The sequence below is a fragment of the Exiguobacterium sp. AT1b genome (assembly GCF_000023045.1).
Taxonomy (GTDB): Bacteria; Bacillota; Bacilli; order Exiguobacteriales; family Exiguobacteriaceae; genus Exiguobacterium.
In genome coordinates, this window is sequence record NC_012673.1 from 2545070 (window position 1) to 2572062 (window position 26993).

Below are 26993 nucleotides of genomic sequence, written 5' to 3' on the forward strand. Positions count from 1 at the left end.
CTCTCAATTGGTTATAGATCGACTAGATTAAATGCCTCTTTTATAGGATTTAAAACTTGTAGTGCTTGGTAATGATTTTCAGATATTGATGCGAACTCATTTACCCTTTTTAACTCATTCATTAATAACCGGCGTTCAATATTAAATTCTTTGTCAGTTAGTAAATCAATTTCTGTCAAAGGACGTGGAATGACAATGTAATCATGAATATACGCATATTCTTTTCCAGGATGTTTACGTAAAATTCGTCCACGACGTTGAATGAACTCTTTTGGATTGGTTGTGCTAGCCAAAATATAAGCAGTCTCAGCAGAAGGAACATCTACTCCTTCATCTAGACATCGGATAGCAACAAGCGCTTGAATCGCGTTCTCTGAAAACTCCTTTAACAGAATCTGTCGAAGTTCTTTCGATTCAGTTGAGGTAAAAGTTTTCGCTGATATGTTCAAATCTTCGTTTAAAAATTGTGTAATATGATCTACATGACGTTGGTCCTCTATAGAATGGTCTCCGCAATACACTATAGTGTGGTCAAGAGTTTCTTGCATACTCAGTTGTTTCTTTAACAAAATATCTTTTTGCTGAGCTGAATTAATTAATCGAGCGCGCTTAATTAACAACATTTCAAGTAGCCCAGTAGTACTTCCGGTCGATTCAATTGATTGTTGGTCAGATAGATTAACTAATTTTGAAATTTTATTCGTAAGCTCATGATAAATTTCCAGTTCATCTTCTGTGAGGGAGACTAGGTGTGGGTAGTAATAATACTTTGTTAAAAACCCTTTTTTAATCGCTTCTTCCAAAGTAAACTTATATATTGACCCACCAAAATAATTTAATAACTGTTCGGTTCCGCTACCATCATGGTGTCGTATTGGAGTTGCACTAAGTGCTAATCGATTTTTAAAAGCTGTAGGAAGCGATTGAAGCGATTGCTTTGTACCTAAATTATGCGCCTCATCGGCAACAATCATCCCGCCATCCGTAATTCGATTAAGTTGAGCTTGGAAATTAGCATTTTTAAATGTGCTATTCGTAGTGATTACACACATAAAATTTTGTATTTTAAAATTATATTGAGTGATTTTTCCGGATAGAATTGATGTCCATTGAGATTTTGAACCATAGCATAGAACTGGATTCATCCCAAAGGATTCAGCATCTTTCGCCCATTGATCTACTAAATGTTGATAAGGGCATAAAATGATGATTGCTAACCGATTCGTTTCTTCATACCGTTTTGTTATGGCTGTGAGAGCGGTTAATGTTTTTCCAGTACCCGTAGCCATCTCTAGTAAACCGCGGTAGTCGTTTTCAGACCACTTTTGTATAGCTTCCAATTGATAGTCTCGTGGAGTGAACCATTTTGGTAAAGAAGGGAATAGAATTCTTGAATCCATATAATAGCTCCTTTATCATATATAGGAGTAGGTAAAACCTACCATATACCCTTATTATAGATATAATAAAGAATATAGTTAATAAAAAAGTTATCAAGGTGATTGAAAGGAATGAATAACATGGAATACTTTTTCTCATTTCTAAAACCAATTAATCCAAAAGCGGAAGAGTTGGCCCAGATTGTAGAAGATAAATATTATTCTAAAGAAACAGACTTTGCTCTTCTAAATGCCAGAAAAATGATTGAAGCAATCGTGAATGAATGGCTAGAAGTAAGTGGTTTGCAAAATACATACAACTTAAATGATAACATTCGTTTGTTACAGTCTGAAGAAATCATCGACCGCGAATTGGCCTCGGATCTTCATTACGTTCGAAGAAACGGAAACAGTGCTGCACATGAATTGTTCACTAAAGAGGCGCATGAAATTCTACCGAAAATCTGGTCGAGTTTATACAACATTGTTGAGTCTTATGTCCTTAGTTATGAAAACCCACCATCTATACCTAGATACGCTCCACCGACTCATCCAGCTGAAAAGAACAGTGATCGAGGGCATGATGATATCTTAAAAATCTTGGAAGCGCAACTAGAAGAAAAATTAAAAGCACTCAGTTCTGCTTCAACAAAAGAAGATCCTATTGAAAAAAGAATCGTGGGAGAGAAAAAAGAAACAAATAAGCTATTTGATTTTTTACCTCAAATTGAAACAGATGGCGAAAGCTATTTGTATAACCTGATGTCAAGATTAAATGAATCTTCAAAAGAGGCGGTTGAAAGTGCAGAACTCCCATTGAGTTCATTAAAGCAGTATTTACACGTAGAACGCCCGATCGAAAAGAAATTAATTCAGATGCTTCAGCAACCTGCCCAAAAACGATTAACGCTATTAATTGGTAGTGTAGGGGATGGAAAATCGCATATTCTTTCACATCTTCAATCGGCAGAACCTGAACTGATGAATCGATATAAAAATAAAATTTGGAATGATGCGACAGAAAGTCTTTCTCCTCGTAAGACTGCAATGGAGACTTTACTTGAAAAATTAATTCCATTTTCCGATCAGCACCTGAATGAAGGTTCGGAAGAGTTTGTACTGGCGATCAACTTAGGGGTATTACATAAATTTTTATATGACTTCGTGAGTTCATTCGATAATCATTACACGTTCAATTCATTGATTTCATATATTGAGCAATCAGGTATTTTTGAGAATGAGATCTCCCAAGCAACGCAACATGATCATTTTTCCATGGTCAGTTTCTCAGATTATCCAATGTATGAACTTACTAAAGGCGGCGTAGAATCGAATTTCTTAATGGGTATTTTATCAAAAATGTTCGATCAAAATGAAGAAAACCCATTTTATTTGGCCTATCAAGAAGATGTAAAGAGAGGAATCGATTCGATTATCCATCGCAATTTTTTACTTATGGGTAATCAACAAGTGAAACGCAACTTCGTAAACATCATCGCAAGTTCTCTTTTAAAAGAAAAAGCAGTTTTATCTATGCGCCAATTTTTTAACTTAATATACGAAATTATGATTCCAGGAAATTGGACAAATATCAGTAAACAAAAAATTGTACTTGAGACGTTACTTATACATGGCCTTCATCAAAAAATATTTACAGCTCAGAATGACTCACCTATATCAATCATGCTAAGAAATGAAGATCCGGTTGCTTCTCGTTCCAAAGAGATAGATGAAATCATTCTTCAAATCAATTTAGAGTCAGATGTGAGTGGATTTATCTCTAGATTTGACGAATTGACTCGTCAAACATATGAACTTGATCTATTAGATCGTGAATTGGTTAACGAGTACACACAATCATTACTAAGACTACTCTATTTGTCTAACCCGAGAGAAATGAATATTACACAGACAACGATTGAATCATTCTCAAAATATCTATTTGCTTATTACACTGGTCAAAAATATGAACTTAAAACTCTCTACGAGAAATTTGAGAATGCACTTATGTTATGGTTTGGATTTAAAAAAGATCAAAAAAATTATTTGTTTGATTCGAATGCAAAAATTTCAAAGCGTTATCGTATAGCAAAACCAGTTAGTTTTACATTGGATCCAATCAGTATGGCGATAAAAAATGAAGAGCAAGTGGTTCAATTTAGAAACTCCTTATTCATTCAATTTGTAGTGGGTGAGCGCAAACAAAGAATTAAGCTAGAAATCGATTATAAGATGTTCAGTTTAATTTCAAAAATAGATAAAGGATATCAACCTTCTAAGATTGATTTCGACGATGCCATTCGATTCAGTGAATTCGCAAATGCGATTCGTACACATAATACAAATAACGAAGAAGTGTTGATTTATGTTGTCCAAACTGGAGAAACCTTCATTTTAAAACAAGAAGCAGATCCATTTAGTAATGAAGAAAAAATCGTATTTAGTAAAATGTAAGTTGTGAAAGCGGGTGTAAATAATGAGATTATTACCAGAGAAAATTTTCGATGAAAAACAAGTTATTGTCTTAGACAAAAGTCGGAAAAAAATAACGAAGCGACAAACTTCGAATTTTTATCAAATACTCCCTTTCACAACAGGAAAGAGCGATTCAATTAAAAACGCTCTTTCCGATTGGGAAAAGGAAATCGGTGCTTATTCTAGAAGACTTCTGAATGTAGAACTGTCAGCTAAGTCTTTCAATACGGATTATCTGTTAGAAGGTGTACTAGAGCGAGTCGAGAATCAACCTGAGCATGAAGATGAAATTCATACTTTCTTTAGTGAATTACTGTTACAACGGGATGGAGGGTTGAACGTTACTCATCCAAGTATGTTCATGTACATCCAAGGCAATCCTGCAACGAAAAAGAAGTTGGGTACTTTTCTAGCGGATTTGACGCAACATGCGTTAGATGAAGGAGAAATCGAAAAGATTAAACAGGTTTTTAAAGCAGGCCAAAATGAAACTCTGTTAGACAAGATGATTGTAAATTTATTACCGAGTCTAACGAACAAAGAATATAAAGCCGAGCATGCTCTTTATTCTTCATTACCAATAAAACTATTAGGAGAAGATTTTGTCTATTTAGCTGAGCATCCTCAATACTTTTTGAAAGAAATTAATAATTTATTAAAGTATTACCTACACTATATTGTTTCTCAAACAACAGTGAAAATTAATAACTTTGAGACGTCTAACTGGAACCATCCATCGAAAATGTACTACACAATTCATAACGAGACGACTGTTACTTCAAGAAGAAAAACGATGAACTCGGGGATGGGACTGTTGACGAGTGCGAGTGAAAATTTATTTGTTCATGAGTTGACGATGGCTCAGTTGAGTTGTAACTCTGTTAACCAATCATTAGAGAATGAGAAATCAAAAATCATGACATATGATGAAATTTTTCAACATTTCACTATGCTTAGTGATACAGATCAGGTTCAATTTTTGAAAGATATTGATTTGCAAACTGAACGAATTCTTACTTATGCAGGTTTAGAGAGCAATGTGAATGATAGTCAAACTTTCAACGAAGCAGCTAAACAACTATTCAATGCGATGAAACTGACGACTCCGAAAGAAGCGCAGTCTCGTTATGGAGATCATGCAAAAAATATTGCTAAATCGCACTTTACGAAGCGTCGTGGGCGTCTTGGATATGTATTGTCTCTGAACCAGGAGATGTTAATTCTGATGTGCGCTGTGAGTTGTAAAAATGACCGAATTACATTTGTAGAACTATTAGAAAGATTAAGTAAAAGAGGCATCAACTTTGATAACGAATCATCAACTGCCCTTTTACAACTTCTAGAAAAAATTAATGTTATCGATAAGAAGAGCGATAGTGGGGAGGCGCAGTATGTCAAACCAATTTTATGAGTATGTAACGAAAAAAATAAATGGCCATTTTTTAGTAAATACGCCTAAGCCTGGAGATAAGTATTATTTGCAACTCGAAGAAGAGGGCCATGTTCAATATTTAAAGGAATATCTCGAGAAGGAAGCAAAAGATCAGGTTAAAGCTTTTGAATATAAATTAAACGGAGTTACTGAATATGAAACGTTTACGATTGACTACGGGACAAGTGAGTTAATCATTGCTACTCAAAGCGAAGGAATTCAACCTGACTTCTTCGTTAAACTTCGAAATTTAGTTAGTGAACAAGAAGCTGAAGGTTTAAATCGCTCATTGCTTGTTATTTATCACGGGCAACTTGATAGTATTGATGGTGGTGGAGCAAATCTTCAAAAAGAAGGAATGCCGTTAAATCCTCAAAAGATTTTAGAAGAACTTAAGCATGAATTGAAGCAGATGTCGGACAATAAAGGCGCATTGGTTGAAGTGATTAATTTTCACTTGAAGGAAATCGAAGAAGAGTTCAACTCATTTAAAGGAGTATCATTCTTTGATTTTGAAGAAATTCTTTCTCTCATGCAAAAAACAGAACTTTCAAAGAAAGATTTTCTAAAGTTAAGGTTCTTCCACGACCAGGAGCTTGATTCGTTTATCCAAACGTCATCCAAAAAAGAGATTCGTGAACGACTTCGTGAGAACCGAGATTTATATGAATTTGTACAAGAGAGTCATTTTAATGAAACGACTGAGGCGCAATTGCCGAAAAAGTTTAACGAGCAAGGTGTCAATAAACTTAAACATGATCATTGGAATGAATTAACATTGCAAGAAGTAATTAAACTCAAAGCAGAAAAGAATAAAAAAGTATTTGAGCTTGATGAAGTTACAAAAGTTAATGAGCATTCCTCGGTAGTGGTTTGGGATCGGCCACATAAAATGACAAAGACAGGAAAACGCATACGTTACATTGCAATTTTTAATCCTTCTCATGAAAGAGAAATTAATCTAAAGTTTAAATATCTTATTGAGGGTAAGGGTGTTCGGAAAAGCTTAGAACAGTCGCAAGTCAAAATTGAGTATTGTAATCCTTTACTTGAAGTAAATTCAAATGTGAAGACAAACAATCTTTATTTGACACTAACTTCAAATCAAGTTCAAAATACTGCGCAATGTACTGTAAAGTACAAAGTAAAAAATGAAAGTACATTATATTCAGAACTAAATATTATGATTTTCCCATTCTCTAATGAAGTTCTTAAGGATTATGCGGGAACTTATGAAGTGAAGCGTTTAACTGGGAACGGTACCGAGTATTTGACACTAGGCAATAAAGAAGGTGAATTACGTTTAGGTGACGGCTCACAAGAACCAATTTACCAAGATCAAGCTCTCGTTAAAGTATCCGAGGAGCCTAATATTACGTATCACTTTGATCAGGATTTGTTTGAAGACGATCAGTTTATGCAGCTAGTTGTTGGAGAGTCGCAACCGATTAATATTAAATTAAGTGTCGATGCATCAAAACCGCATCCGATTCCGAATATACGGTTGTATAAAGAAAAACGTGAGAAGCGAGCATCAATTGTACTGAGTGCGGATGAGAAATTGATTTTGAAGAATCAAATTTACTATCCCCAAAACGAGTATAAAGACTTCTTGGACTACGAAATGGAATGGGTCAATCAAAGTATGCAAACTGCTGTTCTTTCGGCAGGCGTCCTCAGTCCTATTGAATTGGAGTTTAAAGCATATTATGAATTAAGAGAAGCGTATAATCTGTTCTTAAACCACTTCAAAATTAAAAAAACTGTACCCATGTTGGCTTATTGGGATGATGAATACAAACGAGTTGCTTTAAATTATGTTCAAGCGTATGTAAAAGCGATTGAATCGATTCAAGAAGCAGATCGATTGTTTGAAGTGGGGCATTCAATCTTAAAATTAGGTGTCTTATATAATCAAAAAGAGCAAATTGTTTACTTTACTCCATTCCATCCGATTAATGTTGCATTTCAATTAGAACTTAATACGCAACTTGGAGAAGAAGAGATCTCGGAAAGTGTACTGAAACGTCTACGAGCCGATGCATTAGCCCCATATCTATGGTTTGAAGGTAAAACTTACAAGGCAGAATCCCAATCAGATTTGCCAGAGTGGATGGTGTATCGAGTAAAAGAAGAGGTTGTCGTGGCTGAAGCAGACCGCTTTTTATCTGAAGTAGTCAAAGAAAAGCTAAATCAGTTTGTCGATCATTTTACGTCACTCTTTAATCAGACAAATCAAATCGCTAGAGCACCACTTTATTTAAATGTAATTGAAATTCGTAATGATGAGATGGTACTGAAAGGTATAGTTGAATGGATGTTCCGTCAATTAAAGAATAGTTATGAGAAAAATCGAGATATAGTAATCCCCGTAGAAGTGAAACTTTATTCTGATTCAGGTCGATATCGAAGTGCTTTCGATCAATTTGCTGCAAAAGATTTCATGGAAGATGACTGGGAACAGTTCGAATATCTGTACGCACTCATTCCGAAAAACTTCATTCTCTCCCCGCAAGAAGTAGCGGAGAAAATTCAGTCGCTGATTAATCACTACCACATTCAAAATAAATCTTCTAATGATTTTGAATATGCTCATATTAGTTTCTATAAGATGAGTGGTGAAGAACAAGTAATCACAGACAAAATGGAGTATATCAAGAGTGGTAATGCCATGAATGGTTTGTATTCGACACTTGCACCGACAGTCAAAGATGGTCAGTTTAGTATGGGGTTTGGTCTTCGAGGTTATGCAATTGAGGAAGAAGACTTGTTATTACGATGTGCCAAATCATTTAATGAATTGAACGTACACATGAAAGATAACGGGAGTAGCTCATTTGCACATGGCGTAACAGCACTAGCTAGTATTACAGATGCACGCGATAGTTATAAGTTACAAAATATCTATGAAAGTTCACACTGGGTTACATTAATCGAACCTACTGTCGACTTAGGCTATTTTTCTTCTAAGCAAGGAAACCCGGATAATGAATTAATTATCATTCATTATAATGATCAATCTTCTTCTTACCGATATGATGCTATTACAGTTACGAAGAAAACAGCACAATATCAGGCAGTGATTAAAGATTACTTGAATCATGAAAAACCGGATTTGAATACAGATGAGAGTATTAAAGAAATCATTCAAACGTTCAATGTGATCAACGGAGAATGGCTACTTTCAATGATTCAACAAGGTTTAAGTAATGAAACAGCTCGTAACGTGCATAAGAGTCGTGAAAAATTCAGCTTATTGGCAGCCGTTAAATATTCATTGGCGATGTTTTCAACCGATGATATTACTTGGGTCCCAATCTCTCTTGAGGAAATTTTACGAGTGGCGAAAGCAATTGGGTTAAACCACGCGAATTCACCTTTCACTGTGAAAGCGTTAGGTAAGTCAGGTAGTTACTCAGATGATTTACTGTTGATTGGGATGCAGGAAACGGACGGTAAGTTAAAAATGCACTTCTATCCAATTGAAGTAAAAATCGGTAGAAACTTGAGTAATGTCATAGATAAAGCAAGAAACCAAGTTGTTCGAACGAAAGCTCTCTTTGATTTAGAATTAGGTGTGGGGGAAGCAGAAACTACATTCTCTCAACAATACTATCGTATGTTCTTTGCACATCTTTTCTTAGCAAATGCTAAAAAACTATTTGAAGGAAAGTTGTGGAGCGAGAGAAAACAAAATTATGACTTTGAACAGGAAAGACTTTCCGTTATCGAAAGACTGATGAAGGGCGATTATGAAATTTCGAATGAATTAACCGAGTACTTTAATAAAGGTGTTGTCGTTTCATTTAGAACAGAAGAAACAACTTCGTCTATTGAACGCGTTGAAGACGATATTCTGTTGCTTAATTTACCAGAGCAGTATGGTATAAGTGGTGGATCGTATTCGATTGAAGAAATCCGACAATCTATTGTAGATGGGAAAAAGGATATTCCAAGAGAAGAAATGCTTGAATCCTTCAAAATTAATAATATTTGAACTTAAAACGACCGGCTTAAATTTAATTTAAGCCGGTCGTTTACTTACAGTTCTTTGAAAATCTCTAAGTCTTTTAGTTCAATGTTTGACGATAGTGAGAATCGAATGGATGATCGAACTTCATCTAATGTTAATCCGATTGCTTGGAGGACATGGCTTGGTTTACTAGAGCTACAAGCAGATCCAGTTGAGACCGCCATGACAGGAGCCAGTTGTTTTACAAGAACTTCATTGTTAATACCAACGAATTGAATATTCACAATGCCAGGAATTTTGTTTGTATGGTCACTATTAAATCGTATGTTCGAACCAAATTTTTGAGTTAAAAGTTGAACTAAATACGCTTCAAGTTTCTCTAATTTTTTGATGTTCTTGGTCAAGGATGCTTGATGCATTTCAGCTGCTTTTCCCATTCCTACAATAAGAGGAACAGCAAGAGTCCCGCCTCGAATGCCTTGCTCTTGGCCACCACCATGAATAAGTGGTGTCAATTTTCTTGGAATCCCGTCCTCATCTTTTTTCAAATAAGCAATTCCAATACCTTTTGGACCGTTGAACTTATGCGCAGAAGCGGATAAGAAATGAACGTTCGTCAGTTCTGACAGGTCGATTCTCATCTTTCCGACGACATGTGTGGCATCGGTGTGAAAGAGCGCACCATATTGAGCAACTAGTTCAGAAGCTCTCTGAATGTCATTTAACGACCCTAACTCGTTATTTCCCCAAATGATTGAAACGAGTGAAGTAGGGCGTTTTTTTAGTAAAGACTCTAGTTCAGAAAAATTGATTCTACCAAATTGATCGACTGACAAGTATTCAACGTGAATATTCAGCTGCTCATTTAAATACTTTGCGATTTCTAAATTAGATGAATGTTCGGCTACCGTGGTAATCACTTGATGATCCGGTAAGGTTGAACTTACACTCTTTAAAATCCAGTTGTTACTTTCTGTCGCTCCCGAAGTAAAATACAGCTCGGTAGAAGAACAGTTAAGAAATTTACCTAACTGTTCTCGAGCATGTTCAACAGCATTTTTAGAGTTTTCTGCCAGTGAATAATACTTGCTCGAAGGATTTCCGAACTCTTCAAGAAAGTAGGGGAGCATCTCTTCAAGTACTTCTGGATACACAGGTGTCGTTGAGCTGTTGTCTAGATAAAGCATGTTATCCCTCCTGGAGAGCCAATAACTCTCTTAAGAATTGATTGGTACTTCTAGAAAATTGGAACATTTGATAAAGCTCTTCGGCACCTCGAGTAATATGCGCATTAAAATAATCTGGAAAATATCGTTCTTCTTCAATATGGCGTTTAGCATGTTGAAGAATCATCATTTTAAACATCTCGTCGTGTTCTCCCGTTAAGGTGGCACGATTTATTTCAAAATTAGAAATGGGCTGACCTTTAACGCTTGATGGAGTTTTTTCGTTTTTTAATGATATTCCAACGGCGAAACGAGCTAGGATGTTCGGTGTGATATGAGTTGAGTTTGCAATCTCTTTAAAATAGAGATGCGTTTGTTCAGTTAATTTAAGACGGTAGTTCATGAGTTTTTCACCTGCGCGTTTTCAAATTCAAAATACGATGGAATGACTCGTGTTTCTAAATGTTCATTATCAAACTGAAGACTATACTCTTTAGAAATCGATGGTTTGAGTACGTCGTAGTAATCTTTGCTAATCTCTGAGTCTGTAGATAGCACTAACACTTGTTCACCAAAGTTAGGAAGTAAGTTACGTAAAATGTTATAACGGTGATCTCGATCTAATCGACCTAACAAAGTATCGAAGATAAATGGCATTTGATTTTCGGAAACTTTGAAAATTGCCCAGATTAATGAAAGAAGTAGAATCTGTTTCTCACCAGAAGATAGCGTAGCTACAGAAATTTGAGACTGGTCTTTAGATGACAAAGTTAACGAGAAGTCTTCGGGTAGAATCGATAGCTTATCTACGTAATCTTCTTTACGCATCAATGTCTTTAACATGCGTAACGCATTTTCTTCAACACTCCGAATGACTTTATATCGCTGTTGAAGTTTGAAGTCTTCTAGTAAAGCTAATGTTGAAGTCGCATTTTGCGATAATAAGCTCGATTTTGAAGTGATTTTCTCGATTTCTTGTTGAAGTGAGGCGTTTTCTTCCACTAACATCGAGTACTGATTTTGGAGATCTTCTTCAAGTTTAACAATACGTTCTAACTGCTCGTTCAAATGAAGATGACTAACTTTGAGTTGATTCAATTCCTCAAATTGTTTTTCAAAATCCGCATGATTTTCTTCTCGAATCACTAGTTTTCTTCGTAATATCTTCAGTTCCTCTATGATTTCGTCATCGCGATTAATGTTTGCCAAGAGAGATGAGGAAGATTGAGCGTTTACTGAAGAAATCATATTTTCAACTTTTGCCTTCGAACCGAACGAAGCGTCATGAATAATTTCAGTTTTCGGAACAGCCGTTTTTAAAGCCGCATTGAATTCATTCTTCAGTGAATCATGTCCTACAGATCCTCCTAAATTACGTGAAACATTCTTATAGAACTCATCGGTGAAGACTTTTTCTAAATCTTCTACACTTCTGATCAATAGTTCTGATTCTACTTGTTCTGCAGCTTTTTCAAGCAAGTGATGATTGATAGAAAAGGCGTAGTACTCATTGAAAAAGTCTGACGTAGATTGCTTTAATTTCTGTCGTTCTTGTTCTAGGTTTCTTATTTCCTCTTTCAATTTTGCTTCTTCTTCTTTACTAATCACGTCGTGTGCGCGTAACGATTCAGAGAAGGCAGTGATTTCGGCTTCACTAACTTCGATATTCTGAAGAAGCTGAGATTTATCGACTTGAACGTTTTGCAATTTTTGTTCGGATTCACTTAGCTGTTTTTTAAGCTCATCTAAACGTTTTGATTTATCTTTAGATAGCTTAGTCTTGGCTTCGTCTCGTACAAGTGATTCGATTGTTTCCGTTAATAAATCTGGAATCTCTAATTTAAATGCACTTTTCATCAAATCATCTAGGTACTCAGACAGTTTCCCTTCATTAATAATTTGATTAATTGTCTCTCCATCAAATAATGAGACATTAAACAAATAGAGGGGAGTACGTTCTAAGAATAATGAATAGACTTGACTCTTATCCTTCTCTGCTAGTGCAAAGGTATTTGCATCACGATAGATGTTAAAGTATTCTTTAATATTCTTAGCGTCGATTCCCCATGATCGTTCAAATAAATAGCGTGATGTAGTTTGATTCGTTGTTGTTGTAAACGTAATTTGGATTTTTGAAATTTGTTTAGTGGTACTATATCTTTCTCGTTGATCTCTTACTTCGCTATTGATTAACTTCTCAATTTCTTTGAAGTAGGATGGAGTAGGTGCTTTAATCCCAAACGCCTGACTACCATATAATCCAGTGCGAAGTGCGTTTAAAAAGGTTGTTTTACCCGCTCCATTTTTCCCGCCGATTAAAATAACATTTTTATTAGAGTTTTCATTCTTGAAATCAAATGTTTGATTTTTATATGCTCCAATATTCTTTAAGACAATCGATTCAATCTTCATCTCTCTCTAAAACTCCTTGCTCTTTGTAAAGGCTTAAATAGTCTTGGCTCAATAGCGCAGCGACATCTTTATTAAATCCTCGTTTAACCTTTACACCTAGAAAATCATTTGCTGTTGTAAATAGTTTTTGAACCATATTGAAATCAAGACCATACTTTTGAGAAAGAAGTTCTAAATCATTCGCTTGGTCACTTGTTAGAATCTGACGATCATCATGTTCCCAATCCAGGTCGACGCCGAATACTTCGCGATAAAGTTCTGGTAAAGTATCGTTCCAATCACCTTCACGGAGCCATAAGCGACGAATTGCTCGTAACTCATCATCCTGAATTAATTTGTACTCGACTGAATTTGGAACTTTTAAATCACGTTGTAAAATCAATAAGTCGCGCATTAGTTCATTTCTAGTAGCTAGTGTGAAAGGACCAAGACCAAGGTGTGAGTATGCAGATTGCCCATCCTCGTTTGTTTCGGTAACGACAAACTGAATATTGAACTCTTCAGGTTTGCTCAAGTCAATATTGTGTTTTGCGATAAATTGACTTAATTGTGCTTTAGGAACGGCAAGAACAGACTCATCAGTCAAATCTTCAATTCGGTCAACTACTTTATGAGAAGTGGCAGCACGACCGCCTTTTTTCTTTTGAACAATATAGATTCCATCTTCTTTGATTTCATGTTGAACTTCTAATAAATAGAAGGCACCATTCATTCGTTTATGCATTCGTTTAGAACGGTCGTCACGAATGAGAACCATTTTATTGCGGAACTTCAATAATGGTTTTAACCAGTCATGTTCACCAGTTTGAATAAAGCCAGTAAGCGATTTATCTTGATTGACAACCGTACACGTCCAGCAACCGAAACGGCTATTCCCACAAGAACCAGCACTTTCTTTAATGTTTTGGTCAACGACTAATGGACATTCGCTACTTGAATCCATGTACATTTTCTGCAGCTTGTGATGGTCTTCCCCCCACGGAGCTGGGTTTTGAAGAAGGTAGCTCCATACATCATCTAGAACAAATTCTTTAATTGGGGCAAATACATAAGCATTCGCTAATGATGTGTGTCGCATCAATTCGCTACCTGAAATCTCATGATCTTTTATGGATTGGCCTCGGCTCGTGCTCTCAGATGAACGGACACCAAGTACCATAATAATTTCGCCGTATTTTGACACTTTATCTTTAATGAAGCGGTTAGCAGGGTCGATTTTAAGACGATCTGTACACCATCTAAACGTTTGGTTCGGAGTAGGGTAGCCACGTCCAATAATATTCGTCCAAAAAGTTTTTTCTGTAAGTGGTTTAACTTTTTGTGTTTCGATTGGGAGATTATATTTAAAAGCGGCTTCTTGCATGCGGTGTAAAGAGCCGTTAATCATGGAAACAACGAGTGGGTTTTCTACCAAAGTGTCAGAAGAAATGATAAATACCTTCTTATGCAACTGTTCTGGTGAAAGCTCTAGCAACGCTTCGAAAATGAGTTGAGTCGTTAGTGTAGAATCTTTTCCGCCACTAAATCCGACCACCCATGGACGTGTGTCATTTAAATAAACACGTTTGATCAAATCGATGGAGCGTCTAGAGACAGTATCTCCTTCATGTTGAGTAAATAAGTTACTAATAATACCTTGTGTCATAAATTGTCATCCTCTCGTGCCAAAACAGTCATAATACGTTCATGCTTGATTTTTGTTGATCGAAATCTTTCTCTTCTTTCGTGAGCTTGATGCCGATTAGCGATTTGATTCGTATGGCAGTCAATCGAATAGTGTAGTTGTTCTTTAAAATTCTGCCGTTTTCGTTAAAGGCACGACCTTTCCAATCTTTTTCGTTTGAACGGCTCCAATCAATATCTTTAAATTTTGTAAGGTAGGCTGTCCATGTATCAGGTTTTTGTTCAATTAAAGAGCGCGCAACTTCAGCCGCTGCTTCGATAAATAAACCTTGACCCGCAATTGAAATCATACGTAAATCACGAGGGGAGATTTCTTTATTAAATACTTGTTCCCATTCATGAATACTATTGCATAGAGTTAGCCAAAACGTTTTGATGTTCAATGCGTCTTCTTCAGTTAAAAGAGCACCTTTTTTCTTATTAATTAGTCGTTTATTTGCATTATAAATATGATTTAACGCTAAAAGTTTTGGTGAATTCTTGGAGAGGGACGTTTTCTCCATTTCTGTATACCGTTTTAACAACGGAATCTCTTCAACGATTTCTTTAGTAAGGAGCGATAACTGATCACGATGATCATATAAAATACCGATAGATGACGTTGTGTTAACGGCATGTCGATTCAAATCTGAAAAAATTTGTTGAGATCGTTCTAGACCTTCATCATGAAAGAATACAACAGAAATTGTTTCATTACCAAGCTCAGGCATAATTTTTAAAGCCTCTTCAATCGCTGCTCTCCGGTGTTGACCATCATTAATTAAAAAACGGGAATCCAGTGCGATCGAGAGTTTGCCTAAGTCTTTAAAGTTTGGTTCATCTGTAAACGGAGTAAACTGAATTTCACCATCAATGGAAGCTGTAAGGGATGAAAATACATAGTCCTTGGACTGATCTACAATGTAATTTGTAATGTCTGGAACTCTAGATTTATTCAAAATCCGCTGTGAGCGGTATTGTGGTGGGACTTCCTCTTCATCGAATAAGAAAATTTTTGGAATCAGTTTTAACGGGCACATAACGACGAAATATTCTTTTTCTGCCTGTTTTCCTCGTAATGCGGGGAAGTTATAGCTGAAATTAGGATCCATAAGATGTCCTCCTTTATTTAAAATTACGTACGTAATTTTAAATAAATACAATGTTTTTATACAAAAAGTCTAACATAAGTGTTCGTATGAAAAAAGCGAACAGCTCAACAAAATATAGAAATTTTCGTAATAAAAATCTCAGCGAAATCGCTGAGATTATACGGAAAGAAGTTTAATTAAAAATTCTTCTTCAAAGATTGCATCATCTGATTCGAGCAACGAAGCAATGTCTTTTACACCTAATTCAATAAAGCGCTTCATATGATCTCGAATAATTTTCTCATCATCGATTTCTTTTTGGAGCTCGTTGATAATAAGGTGTTTAGCAAGTAAGTAATCATTCCCATTGATGATTGAGCCCATTTCCCATGCGCTTGAACTCAATTCGGTAGGGAGTACAGATGAAACGGAGTGATTTTCAATTCCGTGCATCAGACTTAGTTTAACAACAAATGGTCTCGTGTCTTTCGGAACGTAGTGTTCGATGTGTCCAATAATGGTATCGATTCGATTCTTACTTATTTGTGACAATTTAATTCCTTTAGAATCCATAATCTTATCCTTTCACTAATTCGAAATAACCTTCGCGAATAAGCGTATATTTCTCTTTTTGGTTGTAGTCCAACATGATTTGTTTTGAAGTATATTCCTTCATCAACTCTACATATTCCGGAGTGATTTCCGTATCAGTTGAGAGAATCACAACTTGTTTACTGAGATGTTTATAGAAATGTTCGACTAGATTTTTGCGATGATAGCTGTCTAAGCGACCAAGTGGCGTATCGATAATCATAGGCAAATCTAAATCAGCTGCTTTGATCATTCCCCAAATAAATGCAGAGGAGATAATTTGCATTTCACCGGCTGAACGTTCTTCCACTGAAATTTCGGCGCCGCGCTCATTTTCAATGCGTATCATCATTTTACGGCGATCAACGAAAGCACGCCCGAATTCATCTTGTTTTCTCATAAGTTTGTTCAACATCTGATCGAATTGTTCACTAATCAAATCAATTTTCCAGTCTAGTACTTTTGTTGAATACTCATCAATTGCTTCTTTGATTTTTCCATAAAGCTGTACATCATCAGCTAAGTCGATTGCATTTGTTGCAGTAGACTTTGTTCCTTTTAGCTTTGATTCTAGAGAACGAATTTCTTGAATGCACTCTTGTTCTTTCTTTTTAATGTTGAGATAAATGCTCTTAGTTTTACCGAGCACCTCAGTAATTTCTTGAATCTTTTTATCTTCTTCATCAACACTGACTGCAGAAGGGGCTAAATCAACTTTTTGCTGAAGCTGATCAATTGAATGCTTAAGATTCTTTTCTTTCTTGACCAGTTCAACAATCATTTCCTTAGTGCGAGATGCGTCTACATTCATAATCAGTCTACGGTCATTTGGCGAAAGGTCGTGCCAAATTTGCTGATTTTCTGAAGTAGTAGAAGCTTTATAATTCTCCTTCGATAACCAAATATTCTTACCAATTTCCTCAACCTGATGCAGTTGTTCTTCAGTCAATGGTGGATCGATTGGCTCTGAGAGAAGTTTAGACATAAATTGGTGATAAGGTGCTAAAATCTGTTCCACACGTTGCTGATCAGATGTAAATTGTTGTTCAAGAGTCAGTCGTTTTTTTAATGCATCAATTTTTTTAGATGCAAATGAAGGAATCCCTTTCTCAGAAAACAACTTAGAAATTTGCTCCAAAACTTGAGTATGCTGTGCTTTTAAAGAACTCATGTTTGAAACAAATTGTTCTCTCGACTCGTTGTTCTGCATTAGCTTCTCGTTTCGAAGTTTCTTTAAGTGATCGAGTTGTTTATTGTATGTTGATACTCGATTCTCGGCTTTATTTCGTTTTTCTGTAAGCTCATGTAATTGTTCTTTGAGTGTATTTATTTTCTTGTTGAATTTTAACAACTCGGTACTTTTCTGAGCGATAGCTAATTCGTTGACTTTCTTTGAATAGATTTTGTCTAAATCACCTTTTAACTCGTTAAAATAAGACATTCCGTTCATCCGTCTGATTGTCGCTTTAAAGTCGGCAGAATTTCTAGAAGAAATAATGCGTCGGATTTCTTCCCCATCAAAAATTAAGAATTGAGAAGCTTCAAATGGGATTAATTTATCAATGGTACGGTTGAAATCATCTACGTTGTGTGAACCAATCTGTTCATTACGTTTAGGACGAGCTGCACCAATCGTTCGCTTACTGAACGTCTTACTTTCAGACACAACTTGTTTTTTACTATTGTATTGCCAAACGACTTTAATTTCGTAATGATGCCCATCTCCAGGTTCGAAAACGAGAGAAGCACTAGCTTCACGACCACCTTGTTCGAAGAATGAATTGTTAATTGTATTTGTAAACTGTTGTTGAAACTCCGTATCGGTCATGCCACGCTTGCCATATAATAAGTAACGAACTGCTTTTAAAATGGTTGTTTTTCCAGCGCCATTCAAACCACCAATCAGAACGATGTTTTTGTCATCTGTGTGTGTATCAAAGTTAATTGTTTGAGAATTTAAGTATGTTTTGTAATTATTTAATTGAATACGAACAAGTTTCAACCCAGATTTTTTATTAGATGATGTGGAATGTGTTAATGAGTTCCCTTTTTTAATTAGATATTTCAATTCTTCTTCTAATTCTTTTTGGCGTTTAGTCGGAGACGTAGCTTCACCATAATAATTAGCTTTTGAAGTGGTGAGAATATTTTGAAGGAGACTTGGTGATAGCTGATGATGAGAAGATACTTCTTCTAAAATTTCTAATTCACTTGAGTAACGCTTTTGAGTCATATCGATTTCCTTTCTTCCAAACATGAGATATTCAGGTCTATATTCCTATTATAAAGGAAATGTATCTAAAAACCTGTAACTTTTTTAGAAAGGGTATGGATAAATTAGGTATACATAATTGCTATTTATAATAAGGAGATGAAAGAGTTGAAACGCCTGTTACTACGCAAAATCCAGTTCGCCCTCCAACACCACGGTGGGACGGCATCTTTGAAAGACATTTATGCGTATGTCGAAAAATCATACTATCAACTCGAGCTCGATCGCTATAAAGATTGGAAAGGGCACGTCAATAAACAGATTCGTGCGCATTCTAGTGACTCGGCGAGCTTTACCGGAAAAGAAGACCTCTTTTATTCCACAGGAAATAAAGGCATTTGGGGCCTCAGACAATCCAATAACTAACGAAAGCGGAGCCAATTTCACTTGGTTCCGCTTTCAATGTTTACAAAACATCACACCCTATTGTCACACAATGTTCATTCCTGTACACTTCGATATTGTGTGCTAAAAATTATGTTAGGGGTTAGTCAATGGAACTTGTACAGCAATTATCTCAAATGCAACTGATCAACCAATTCTGGTTGCTTATGGCCTTCGTCATTCCAATGGTCATTTTATCTCGTATGGTCGTGGCTGGGACGCGTTTTTCGCCGATCCTCGTCATCGTCATCTTCGGTCTCGGTCTCGGATTCGGTATGGTCGAGCTCGGTATCGCGACGCCGGGTCTTCCTGAATTCCCGCTCGTCGACTTCTTGTCACGGACGACAATCATCGCCTTGGTCGTTTCGTTCTTCGTCGGTGGACAGGAACTTCGTAAAATCTTGAGCAAACAAGAGCTCGACATGGAGGACATCGTCGTTCCTTCTAATGAAGAGATGTTCCTCGGGACAGGACGTACGCAGTTCATCTTCATCCTTCGTTCGTTCTTCTTGCTCGTCGGTTTGGAAGGGTTCTTCCGTATGGCAATCGAGCCAGGTACGGCAGAAGGGATTGCGCTTTACTACCCAATCCTCGCACTCCTCGGTCTTGCGGTGTCGTTCTTACTCATCGACCATAAAGCACAGATTCAGGACAAGAAAGTATACATGCAAAAAGGTGTCATCGAGACAGTCCTCTTGCTTGTCATCTTGTTCGTCTCGTTCCTGATTGCGACAGCGGTTCAGCCGATTATCGCACTTCCGCAAATCTTCTTTGCGATGTTGATTTCGTCAGCACTCGGTGCCATCTTCCATAACTGGACGTATGGACCGACTGTCCGCGCGCTTCTCTTCGCAGGGATTCCGGTCGTCTTGGCTGCCAACTTCATGGTCGGTGGTTCACGAATCGGTGATGCGTTCGCCATCGAAGGCATGAACTCGATTCTCGTGTACGGTTTCTTCGGACAGTTGTTCTGGATGTTCGGTGGAATCGCACTCATCATGTGGTTTGCTCGCACAGGTCACATCCGTAACCTCGCGCCAGGTATGGCGGGGTCACTTTCACACAGTGGTCTCACAGGAGCATGTACGGCTGGGGACTTCGGTCAAGTGGCGGCGAAACGTGCACCGATCATGATCAACATCCCGTTCTTTGGACATATCTTCGTCTTCTCGATTCTCGCGGTCAGTGCCGACAACGGCGCGCTCTGGATCTGGCCGACGATGATCATCGTCTTGGTCGGTCTCGCGCTCACGGCGCTTTCGTTGAAAAACTTGCGTGCGGCGAACGGGGAAGACTTCAAAGAAGTCAAAGCCCTTATGCAGTTCTCGTTCGGATGGCAGATGATGGCCGTCTTCGGTGGTCTCGTCATCTTGACGTTCAGCACGATTGCATTTGATTACACGACGATGGCACAATCGTCAGCGATCTCGCACTTCGGCTTGTTCGCAGCGGTTCAAGGTGGAATGTTCGGGACGGAAGCCTCGCTTCTCATCCCGCTCATCTTCTCGATGCCGTTCCTCGTGCACCCAATCGTCTTCTACATGTTCGGGAAAGCACTCGACAACAATGGCGAAATGCCACGTGTACCGGTATATGCGATGGCGCTCGTTGGTGTCGTCGGTGTATCTGCAGCGATTTTCGTTTTGTAATAGGACTCCGCTCTGACTTCGGTCAGGGCGGTTTTTTGTTGAAATGGATATGGTGTAGACATCAAGTTAATTTGGGTCTCAAGCACTTTAGGTGAGAGTAATTTTCTTGCATTATCGTTGTATAATCGAACAAAAGGTTGTGATTTTAATGGAACGCTTATTGATGAGACTTGACGAAGTTTCAACATCTTGTTATTAACGAACACGCCAAGGGAGACAGATTTACGTCCCGGTTTACACGCCGTCTCCTACAGGAAGAAGAGGAGTTCCGACATGCTTGCGAGCGCAATGAGAGCAATGATCAAGTCGAGGGGCAAGTCAACCGTTTGAAGTTGATCAAGCGAATCATTTACGGTCGTGCGAATTTTGAACTTTTGAAAAGAAAAGTCATGTGACAAGGCATCATCTAAAGTGCAATATATATAATAAGTTCTCTAGGTAATAATAGATTCTGGACATCATCCCTCAAAGTGCGTAAGAACCCTCCGTATGTGATTCGTATATAGACATTATAAAAATAAACGGCCATTTATCTTTTGATAAAGGGCCGTTGTTCGCTGATCAGTCAAGACTGTTATTTGATTACTTAGAATAAATTACGTGGGAAAAAATACGTCAATATGGGTGATTGAATGTTGTCTTCAAAAATGAGTTATAAATTTTTATATCTTCTTGTGTATATTTTAGATAGGATATCTTTTCTCTTTTCAAGAGTTAGGTCTTCTAATTTTTCTTCAAATAATTCGTACACAGAATTTTTAAATTTTTCTTGTTTCATTAAAGATTCCATTTCTTCTTCATTTATATATACTAGTAAATTTAAGTTGGTTAGCTTTACACCTTCAATATTGAAAATTAAATCGAAATACTCAACATGGCCACCAAGCATTTTCAAATAATCTTTAATTTCTTCTAAATTCAAGTGGTCAAACTTATACATATTTGTTAATGCATGTAACCCTATATAAATGGGATCGGGATGTGTTTTAAGGCTTTCATTTTGATTTTCGATTAATTTACATGTACCTTCAATTATAAGTTTATTGATAGACGTGTTTGCCTCAAGAACGTTACTGAGTAACATTGATTCATAAAAAGATATGGTTTTTGAATCCAAAGGACTTTGCGCAGAAATTATTTTTTCTAATATTGATTTTGTTAATATTTTTATTATTTCTTTCTCTTCGCTTTTTAAAATACTGAATATTGGATATACAACGCTTTGTAAAGTGTTATATATCAGATTACGATTTTCTGCTTTGTAGTCGATATTCACTACGTTTACAACATTGGTAATCGTATCTTCATCTAGAGGATAGCTATTATAATCCGCATAGATTTTTGCCAAATTTGAATACAAGCCAACCGTATCAAATTCCAATATCCTTCTGTTTTTTAAATAAGCGTTTAGGTAACTATTTAATAGTTGCGATATTAAATTTTGATTTAGTAGGTTTTTATTTGCTGAAGAAACGATAAATCTATTAATATATTTAAATTCATTAAAATACACTTCTTCATTAATCAGTAATTTCAGTTTACTTCCAATGCGATTAGCGTGATCCACATTTAATTTGGACCTGGAAAGTAACGTTAGAAGATTATAAAGATAATTTTCACTTTTATCTTTAATTTTATTGTTTAATACGTCATTAACTAGGGTTTCCAAAGTATGCATGACAAATTCGAGAGCCGGCTCACTAATAACTATTTCATTTACATTATAATCAGTCAAAATTTGAGACAAGTCTTTAGTCTTCAATTTAGTCATAATAATATATACTTCAAAGATATCTAATTCTTCAATTTTATTTATAGGTAAGTCATTAAAAAAAGTTTCGCCAGTACTATTATTTTGGGTACTATAACTTACAAAAATACCTTCTACAAAACTTAGGTATAAGCTTTTGATTTCACTATAAATGTCTATACATAAATAGTTAGATTCTAAAAACATCCAAATGTTTGTTAATTCAGTGAAGCTTCGTTGTAAAGTACTATCTATTGAGAATCCATTATTTTCAACAGTTCTTTTGGTATTTTTTAATGCATTGACATGTTTGTTGATTTTATTCTGAACTTTATATATAAAATTAAAATTCTGAATATCTGTTAGAAAACTTATGCTTTTTTTTTCGATTGATGGGAGAGTGTCATAAATCTCTTCAAGGTTTATATCTTGAATTTCAATCTTCAAATCTTCACTTATTTTTTTTGAATTGTTCATTAGGAAATTTCCTAAATGTTTTCTATTAAACTCTGAAATGTAGTAAATGAGATACTTTTTATCTTTAAATGCTTTAATTGAAATAGTTTTAAAGACTGTATACGAATCATGAAATTGATTTTGTTTATAGAAAACATACCCGAGCCTAAGCATTGACTCATAATCTTTCCCTTCAAAAATACTTGTCAAATTATTAGGGGTTGTTGGATTGATTGTACTGTCAGTTTTTATAATCTTAGTTATTAAACTATTTATAAAATCATCATTGTCTTCAAATTCAATTATTAATTCTTTATCTGTAGAAACCCCCCGAATGTTTGCTTTTAAGAATATCTTTGAGATTTTATTAAATATAGTTTTATCTGAAAAGCTTTCGATATTTGAGAATATATCTATTAGAGGATTTTCATTTTCTAAAGTTGTTAAAGTTCTATCGCCAAATAAATCATATGCTAAAGATTTTATATTCAATCTTTTTGTAATTTGGTCAGGCATAATGAAATTTAAATCCTCAAAACAACTTAATTTCTCATAAACACCTTCTAAATCATTAATCTCTTTTCTCTTATCAAATGTATTAAAATAGTTTAAAAAATTATATAAAGCATTTCCTCTTACATTGTTGCTATTAAAAACGTCAGTAAAAGGTAAGCCTTCAATCTCATTTTTATATAAAATATTTATGCCTCGATTTTTATAATATGAATGTTCGATTCGAGAAAATTCCTTACTGTTCTCTATTAGATATGCTGGTTGAAAATGGCTACTTAAAATATTTTTAACCCATTGAAAAATCAAGTTGAAATTCGGATCATTGACTGAATACCCTATAAATAAAACTGTATTTGTAGCTATTAGAGACTTGATATAACTTTCGATTAAAGTGAAATTTTTAGAATAATTTAAATAGTCATCTTCCTTTAGTACGATATTACGATGCTCAAAGTCTCCATGCATTTTAATGATAGTTTTATTGAAATTATTATAGGGTAGGTGCAAATCATACTTTACCGTATGGAAAAATTGTCCCTCTTCTATAGCGGCTTCTTCCAACAAAGTATCATAGTTCGTTGTGATGATGTGTGTAGGTTTTAATTTGAAAATTTCTTTATGAATTGGATTCGTTTTGTACTTATTTTTGAGAAATATTTCATCCAATTTTTCAAAATACTCTTTTTCGCCTCTCTCATTGAAATAATATTGAGGTATTTTTAAAAATAATTCTGGAGACTTATCAATATCAAAGTCTCCTAAATCTTTTGAAAGTGATTTGATTAATTCACTCCAAGTAGGTATACCTGAATTAGCCGAAACCCCAGCTCCAACAAAAATCACCAATTTGTTGTTTTCGCTCGCTTCTTTGATTTTTTTTATACTAGTGTCTAAAAAATTATCGACCATATTTTCTCCCCCAATCACTAAAAATCATAGTTTTCTATAATTTACCAATAATAAAATTTGATTATGAAGGTGACTATAAAATTTTATTTATGAAATAATCATAAAAAATATAAAACATCAAAAAAATTTTGTTAAACAGCATTTTTGCTATATTTTACCACGTGAGATGATTGAGAGCACACTAAAATTTTTAGGTAAATTCTATTTCATTGTGTAGAAAATTACTTATTATGATTCTGACCTTACTTTGAAATGTCCACTTGTTGATTTACAGAGACGGCTCCACATGAACGACGCCATCTGGTTTGTTGATTGGTGCAAACAGAGATTTAAATTTAATTCTTCCTTACTTTTGATGAAGCCCGTCTTTGGGAACTAGATCACTAAAAGAATTGAAGGAATCATTCATGTTAGATGAGTTGTTTTCGGAAATAGAGGTGGTCGATGTGAACCATTTCGACGAAGTATATCAGTTCGTTTGCTATGGAAAAAAGTCTTGTGCTGCCTGTACTCATTACACAAATTGCTCATACAGTATCCACGGTAGATATATCGGAACATTGAGGGATGAGCGTGTGTTCGGAATGGATGTGCAGCTACGGGTTTAGGCAAGATGTTTCTTTTACGACAATTCTACCTGCCCCATTGGTGCTTTTTTATAAAACGGTTTCGATTACACTCCTGCAGAATAATTCGTTTGGAACGCGGCCTGTTGAGGCTATTGAGTGGGATGAGTACAATCGGATTGAAGCATATTTTAAACAATATCAGCGACAGTACGCTACTCCGAATGCTGAGACAATCAGAACATCATGTGAATGCACCCGCCACCTTGTATTGAAAACCTTGCTTGCCGCGAACCGGAAAGATTTCAAAGAAGTAAAAACCCTCATTCAGTTCTCATTCGGATGGCAGATGATGGCACAACCCTCAGCAATCTCGTACTTCGGCTTGTTCAGGACAGGAAGCTTTGCTTCTTATCTCGAGCATCATTTCGATTCCGTTCCTCGTGCACCCAATCATCTTCTCTATATGGGGAAAGCACTCGACAGCAATAGCGAAATGCCACGTGTGCCGGTATACGCGATGATGTTCGTTGGTGTTACGTTAGCAATTTTGGGGAATTAATATTTCTTAAACCGATAGTGGTAGAACTAAAAGTCTATCTCTATCGGTTTTTAATTGTATTCATAGTTGAAAGATACACTAGTTTTAAGAGAAATTCTGTGTAAAATATTTTTCTTTTCTAGGGTATATATAAATATTCCATGTAGGAGGAAGGAAATCATGAATGAAATTACTGAAGTTACATTAACAGTTACCGAAGGTGTTTTTAAAGGATTAGCTAAACAAAATCTACTATTCCATCAATGTATTATTGAATTGACTGATAATGCGATTGCTGCCTCAATTCCTAATAATAGTTTTCATATCGACATACAGTTACTTAAAACAGAAGAAAGTGATGAGTTAATTGATTTGTATATAGGGGATAGAGGAAGAGGGATGAACATTGAAGTACTGTCAAAAGCATTGCAATTGGGGAAATCTGCTACGGAGGATAACAGACTAAACGAGCATGGTTTTGGTCTGAAAAATGCATTAGCCACTTTAACTGGAGGTCATAGAAAATTTAAGATTTGGACAACGAGTAATAAAAACGAAGTCCACAGTGTGGATGGACCATTTCGTCATCAAATGCAAATAATAACAAAGAATACATGTATGCCTGATATACCTAAATTAGGTAATGATTATAGTACCATTATATTTGCACAAGTGAGTAGAGAATTTCTTAAAACGCTTCAAGGTAGAGGAGCAAAAACTCAGAATCTCTCTCCTTTAAGACTATGGCTTATCGAACATCTTGGTGTAACTTATCGTGGATATTTAAATATAAATCAAGATACAGGTCTTCCCTATGGTAATATATTTGTTTATATCGATGAGGATAGGAAAAGAGTGCCTTCAATAAAATTACCGTTGGCCAATGGTTATACGGAACGCTTTAATATTGAATTAGACGGAATAGAGTATGAACTTCTTTACAGGTATGGAACTCTGGATAAATACGAAACCCGAAAAATGTTATTTGGTGGAAAGTTGAAGTATTATTATCAAGGAAATCAATCCACTCAAGGTATTGATATACAATTAGGTAAACGTACAATTGCTACTAGACAATTTGAAAATATATGGAGGAGACAAACGAAAAATCTAGAACTTTTAGATGAACCAATTAGCAGGCACAATAGCTATAATGATTTTATTGGTGAACTAATTATTCCTGACTTACCACGGAATGTACTTACTACAGTGAATAATAAAACAGACTTTAATTTAGATGATCCAGATTGGATAAAAATCTTTAACAAACTTAATGAGTTTAGGCCAATTAAAAATGTGAGAGAGACTACTGAAAAGGAATTAGTAGCAAAGTTAGCTGATCGAATAGTTTCAATTCCATCTGGCGACTCGGTTAGTACTGAAACGAGTGTTTGGTATAGTGGGACTCAAATAGATTTATATCATAAGAAAAAATCTGGAGAGATAATAATATATGAGGTGAAAATTGGAAAAGGTGCGCCGCTAGATGTTTATCAATTAAAGATGTATTGGGATGGACTACTAAACGAAGGAGTCCAACCTGATGAGGGGTATTTACTTGTTGAGTCCAAAGACTCTAATTTAGAAAGGATGGTTGATGACATAAATAAACTTTTTTCTCCTATGGCTCCAAGAAACACAACTCAACATAAACCTTATAATCTAAAAATAATAACTCATCATGAAATAGGTTTGGATAGATGAACGTATACATGAGATATATTTGTTTGAAGAATGTTAGTGAAGATAATAAAGTAATTAAAAAGGGGATG

Annotated in this window: 16 protein-coding genes; 7 read left to right on the forward strand and 9 right to left on the reverse strand. The window is 35.7% G+C overall.

Going from position 1 to position 26993, the window contains the following annotated elements; genetic code table 11:
* Nucleotides 1–11: 11 nt before the first annotated feature.
* The gene (locus EAT1B_RS13240; RefSeq protein WP_015881060.1) at nt 12–1400 is read right to left on the reverse strand and encodes a DNA phosphorothioation system restriction enzyme; all 1389 of its coding nucleotides are present in this window, start codon (nt 1398–1400) and stop codon (nt 12–14) included.
* 111 nt (nt 1401–1511) lie between these two features.
* On the opposite strand from EAT1B_RS13240, the gene dptF reads away from it, so the two are divergent.
* From dptF to dptH, 3 genes are read left to right on the forward strand one after another with little or no spacing between them, the layout of a single operon-like run.
* Nucleotides 1512–3833, forward strand: a complete 2322-nt coding sequence (gene dptF / locus EAT1B_RS13245) for a DNA phosphorothioation-dependent restriction protein DptF (protein WP_041917996.1) — start codon at nt 1512–1514, stop codon at nt 3831–3833.
* Between the two features lie 22 nt (nt 3834–3855).
* The gene (dptG, locus tag EAT1B_RS13250) at nt 3856–5265 is read left to right on the forward strand and encodes a DNA phosphorothioation-dependent restriction protein DptG (RefSeq protein ID WP_015881062.1); all 1410 of its coding nucleotides are present in this window, start codon (nt 3856–3858) and stop codon (nt 5263–5265) included.
* Nucleotides 5246–9283, forward strand: a complete 4038-nt coding sequence (dptH, locus tag EAT1B_RS13255) for a DNA phosphorothioation-dependent restriction protein DptH (protein WP_015881063.1) — start codon at nt 5246–5248, stop codon at nt 9281–9283. The genes dptG and dptH overlap by 20 nt, the downstream gene beginning before the upstream one ends.
* A 44-nt stretch (nt 9284–9327) precedes the next feature.
* On the opposite strand, the gene EAT1B_RS13260 is transcribed toward dptH, so the two are convergent.
* The 7 genes from EAT1B_RS13260 to dndD (EAT1B_RS13290) form a co-directional block, all read right to left on the reverse strand.
* A complete protein-coding gene (locus EAT1B_RS13260) occupies nt 9328–10446 on the reverse strand; it encodes a cysteine desulfurase family protein (protein WP_015881064.1) in 1119 nt (372 codons plus the stop codon).
* A gap of 1 nt (nt 10447) precedes the next feature.
* Nucleotides 10448–10828 carry a DndE family protein gene (locus EAT1B_RS13265; RefSeq protein ID WP_015881065.1) on the reverse strand — a complete coding sequence of 127 codons (381 nt, stop codon included), beginning with the start codon at nt 10826–10828 and terminating at the stop codon, nt 10448–10450.
* Complete coding sequence (gene dndD, locus EAT1B_RS13270; protein WP_015881066.1) at nt 10825–12837, reverse strand: DNA sulfur modification protein DndD; 2013 nt, start codon at nt 12835–12837, stop codon at nt 10825–10827. The genes EAT1B_RS13265 and dndD (EAT1B_RS13270) overlap by 4 nt, the downstream gene beginning before the upstream one ends.
* On the reverse strand, nt 12827–14482 hold the full coding sequence (dndC, locus tag EAT1B_RS13275) for a DNA phosphorothioation system sulfurtransferase DndC (RefSeq protein ID WP_015881067.1): 1656 nt from the start codon (nt 14480–14482) through the stop codon (nt 12827–12829). The genes dndD (EAT1B_RS13270) and dndC overlap by 11 nt, the downstream gene beginning before the upstream one ends.
* Before the next feature lie 28 nt (nt 14483–14510).
* Nucleotides 14511–15611 (reverse strand): DNA sulfur modification protein DndB, encoded by a 1101-nt coding sequence (gene dndB / locus EAT1B_RS13280; RefSeq protein ID WP_015881068.1) that lies wholly within the window; start codon nt 15609–15611, stop codon nt 14511–14513.
* 156 nt (nt 15612–15767) lie between these two features.
* Complete coding sequence (locus EAT1B_RS13285) at nt 15768–16163, reverse strand: hypothetical protein (protein ID WP_015881069.1); 396 nt, start codon at nt 16161–16163, stop codon at nt 15768–15770.
* Nucleotides 16164–16167: 4 nt separating this feature from the next.
* Nucleotides 16168–18414 carry a DNA sulfur modification protein DndD gene (gene dndD / locus EAT1B_RS13290; protein WP_041917998.1) on the reverse strand — a complete coding sequence of 749 codons (2247 nt, stop codon included), beginning with the start codon at nt 18412–18414 and terminating at the stop codon, nt 16168–16170.
* Between the two features lie 138 nt (nt 18415–18552).
* Between dndD (EAT1B_RS13290) and EAT1B_RS13295 the strand changes: the two genes are divergently transcribed.
* Complete coding sequence (locus EAT1B_RS13295) at nt 18553–18819, forward strand: hypothetical protein (RefSeq protein WP_081432720.1); 267 nt, start codon at nt 18553–18555, stop codon at nt 18817–18819.
* Nucleotides 18820–18947: 128 nt separating this feature from the next.
* A complete protein-coding gene (locus EAT1B_RS13300) occupies nt 18948–20486 on the forward strand; it encodes a hypothetical protein (protein ID WP_015881072.1) in 1539 nt (512 codons plus the stop codon).
* A 652-nt stretch (nt 20487–21138) separates the two neighbouring features.
* Here the strand turns inward: EAT1B_RS13300 and EAT1B_RS13305 are convergent.
* Complete coding sequence (locus EAT1B_RS13305; protein ID WP_015881073.1) at nt 21139–24114, reverse strand: SIR2 family protein; 2976 nt, start codon at nt 24112–24114, stop codon at nt 21139–21141.
* 573 nt (nt 24115–24687) lie between these two features.
* Here EAT1B_RS13305 and EAT1B_RS16030 point away from each other — a divergent pair.
* Complete coding sequence (locus EAT1B_RS16030; RefSeq protein WP_015881075.1) at nt 24688–25242, forward strand: hypothetical protein; 555 nt, start codon at nt 24688–24690, stop codon at nt 25240–25242.
* A 159-nt stretch (nt 25243–25401) separates the two neighbouring features.
* A complete protein-coding gene (locus EAT1B_RS13315; protein WP_015881076.1) occupies nt 25402–26925 on the forward strand; it encodes an ATP-binding protein in 1524 nt (507 codons plus the stop codon).
* The last annotated feature ends 68 nt before the right edge of the window (nt 26926–26993 follow it).

Excerpts from the sequence above, each read along its gene's own strand:
- dptF (WP_041917996.1), top strand. The coding sequence starts at position 1,512 with ATGAATAACATGGAATACTTTTTCTCATTTCTAAAACCAATTAATCCA.
- EAT1B_RS13295 (WP_081432720.1), top strand. The coding sequence starts at position 18,553 with ATGAAAGAGTTGAAACGCCTGTTACTACGCAAAATCCAGTTCGCCCTC.
- dptH (WP_015881063.1), top strand. The coding sequence starts at position 5,246 with ATGTCAAACCAATTTTATGAGTATGTAACGAAAAAAATAAATGGCCAT.
- EAT1B_RS13285 (WP_015881069.1), bottom strand. The coding sequence starts at position 16,163 with ATGGATTCTAAAGGAATTAAATTGTCACAAATAAGTAAGAATCGAATC.
- EAT1B_RS13240 (WP_015881060.1), bottom strand. The coding sequence starts at position 1,400 with ATGGATTCAAGAATTCTATTCCCTTCTTTACCAAAATGGTTCACTCCA.
- EAT1B_RS13315 (WP_015881076.1), top strand. The coding sequence starts at position 25,402 with ATGAATGAAATTACTGAAGTTACATTAACAGTTACCGAAGGTGTTTTT.
- EAT1B_RS13260 (WP_015881064.1), bottom strand. The coding sequence starts at position 10,446 with ATGCTTTATCTAGACAACAGCTCAACGACACCTGTGTATCCAGAAGTA.
- dndD (WP_041917998.1), bottom strand. The coding sequence starts at position 18,414 with ATGACTCAAAAGCGTTACTCAAGTGAATTAGAAATTTTAGAAGAAGTA.
- dndD (WP_015881066.1), bottom strand. The coding sequence starts at position 12,837 with ATGAAGATTGAATCGATTGTCTTAAAGAATATTGGAGCATATAAAAAT.
- EAT1B_RS13305 (WP_015881073.1), bottom strand. The coding sequence starts at position 24,114 with ATGGTCGATAATTTTTTAGACACTAGTATAAAAAAAATCAAAGAAGCG.
- dndB (WP_015881068.1), bottom strand. The coding sequence starts at position 15,611 with ATGGATCCTAATTTCAGCTATAACTTCCCCGCATTACGAGGAAAACAG.
- EAT1B_RS13265 (WP_015881065.1), bottom strand. The coding sequence starts at position 10,828 with ATGAACTACCGTCTTAAATTAACTGAACAAACGCATCTCTATTTTAAA.
- dndC (WP_015881067.1), bottom strand. The coding sequence starts at position 14,482 with ATGACACAAGGTATTATTAGTAACTTATTTACTCAACATGAAGGAGAT.
- dptG (WP_015881062.1), top strand. The coding sequence starts at position 3,856 with ATGAGATTATTACCAGAGAAAATTTTCGATGAAAAACAAGTTATTGTC.
- EAT1B_RS13300 (WP_015881072.1), top strand. The coding sequence starts at position 18,948 with ATGGAACTTGTACAGCAATTATCTCAAATGCAACTGATCAACCAATTC.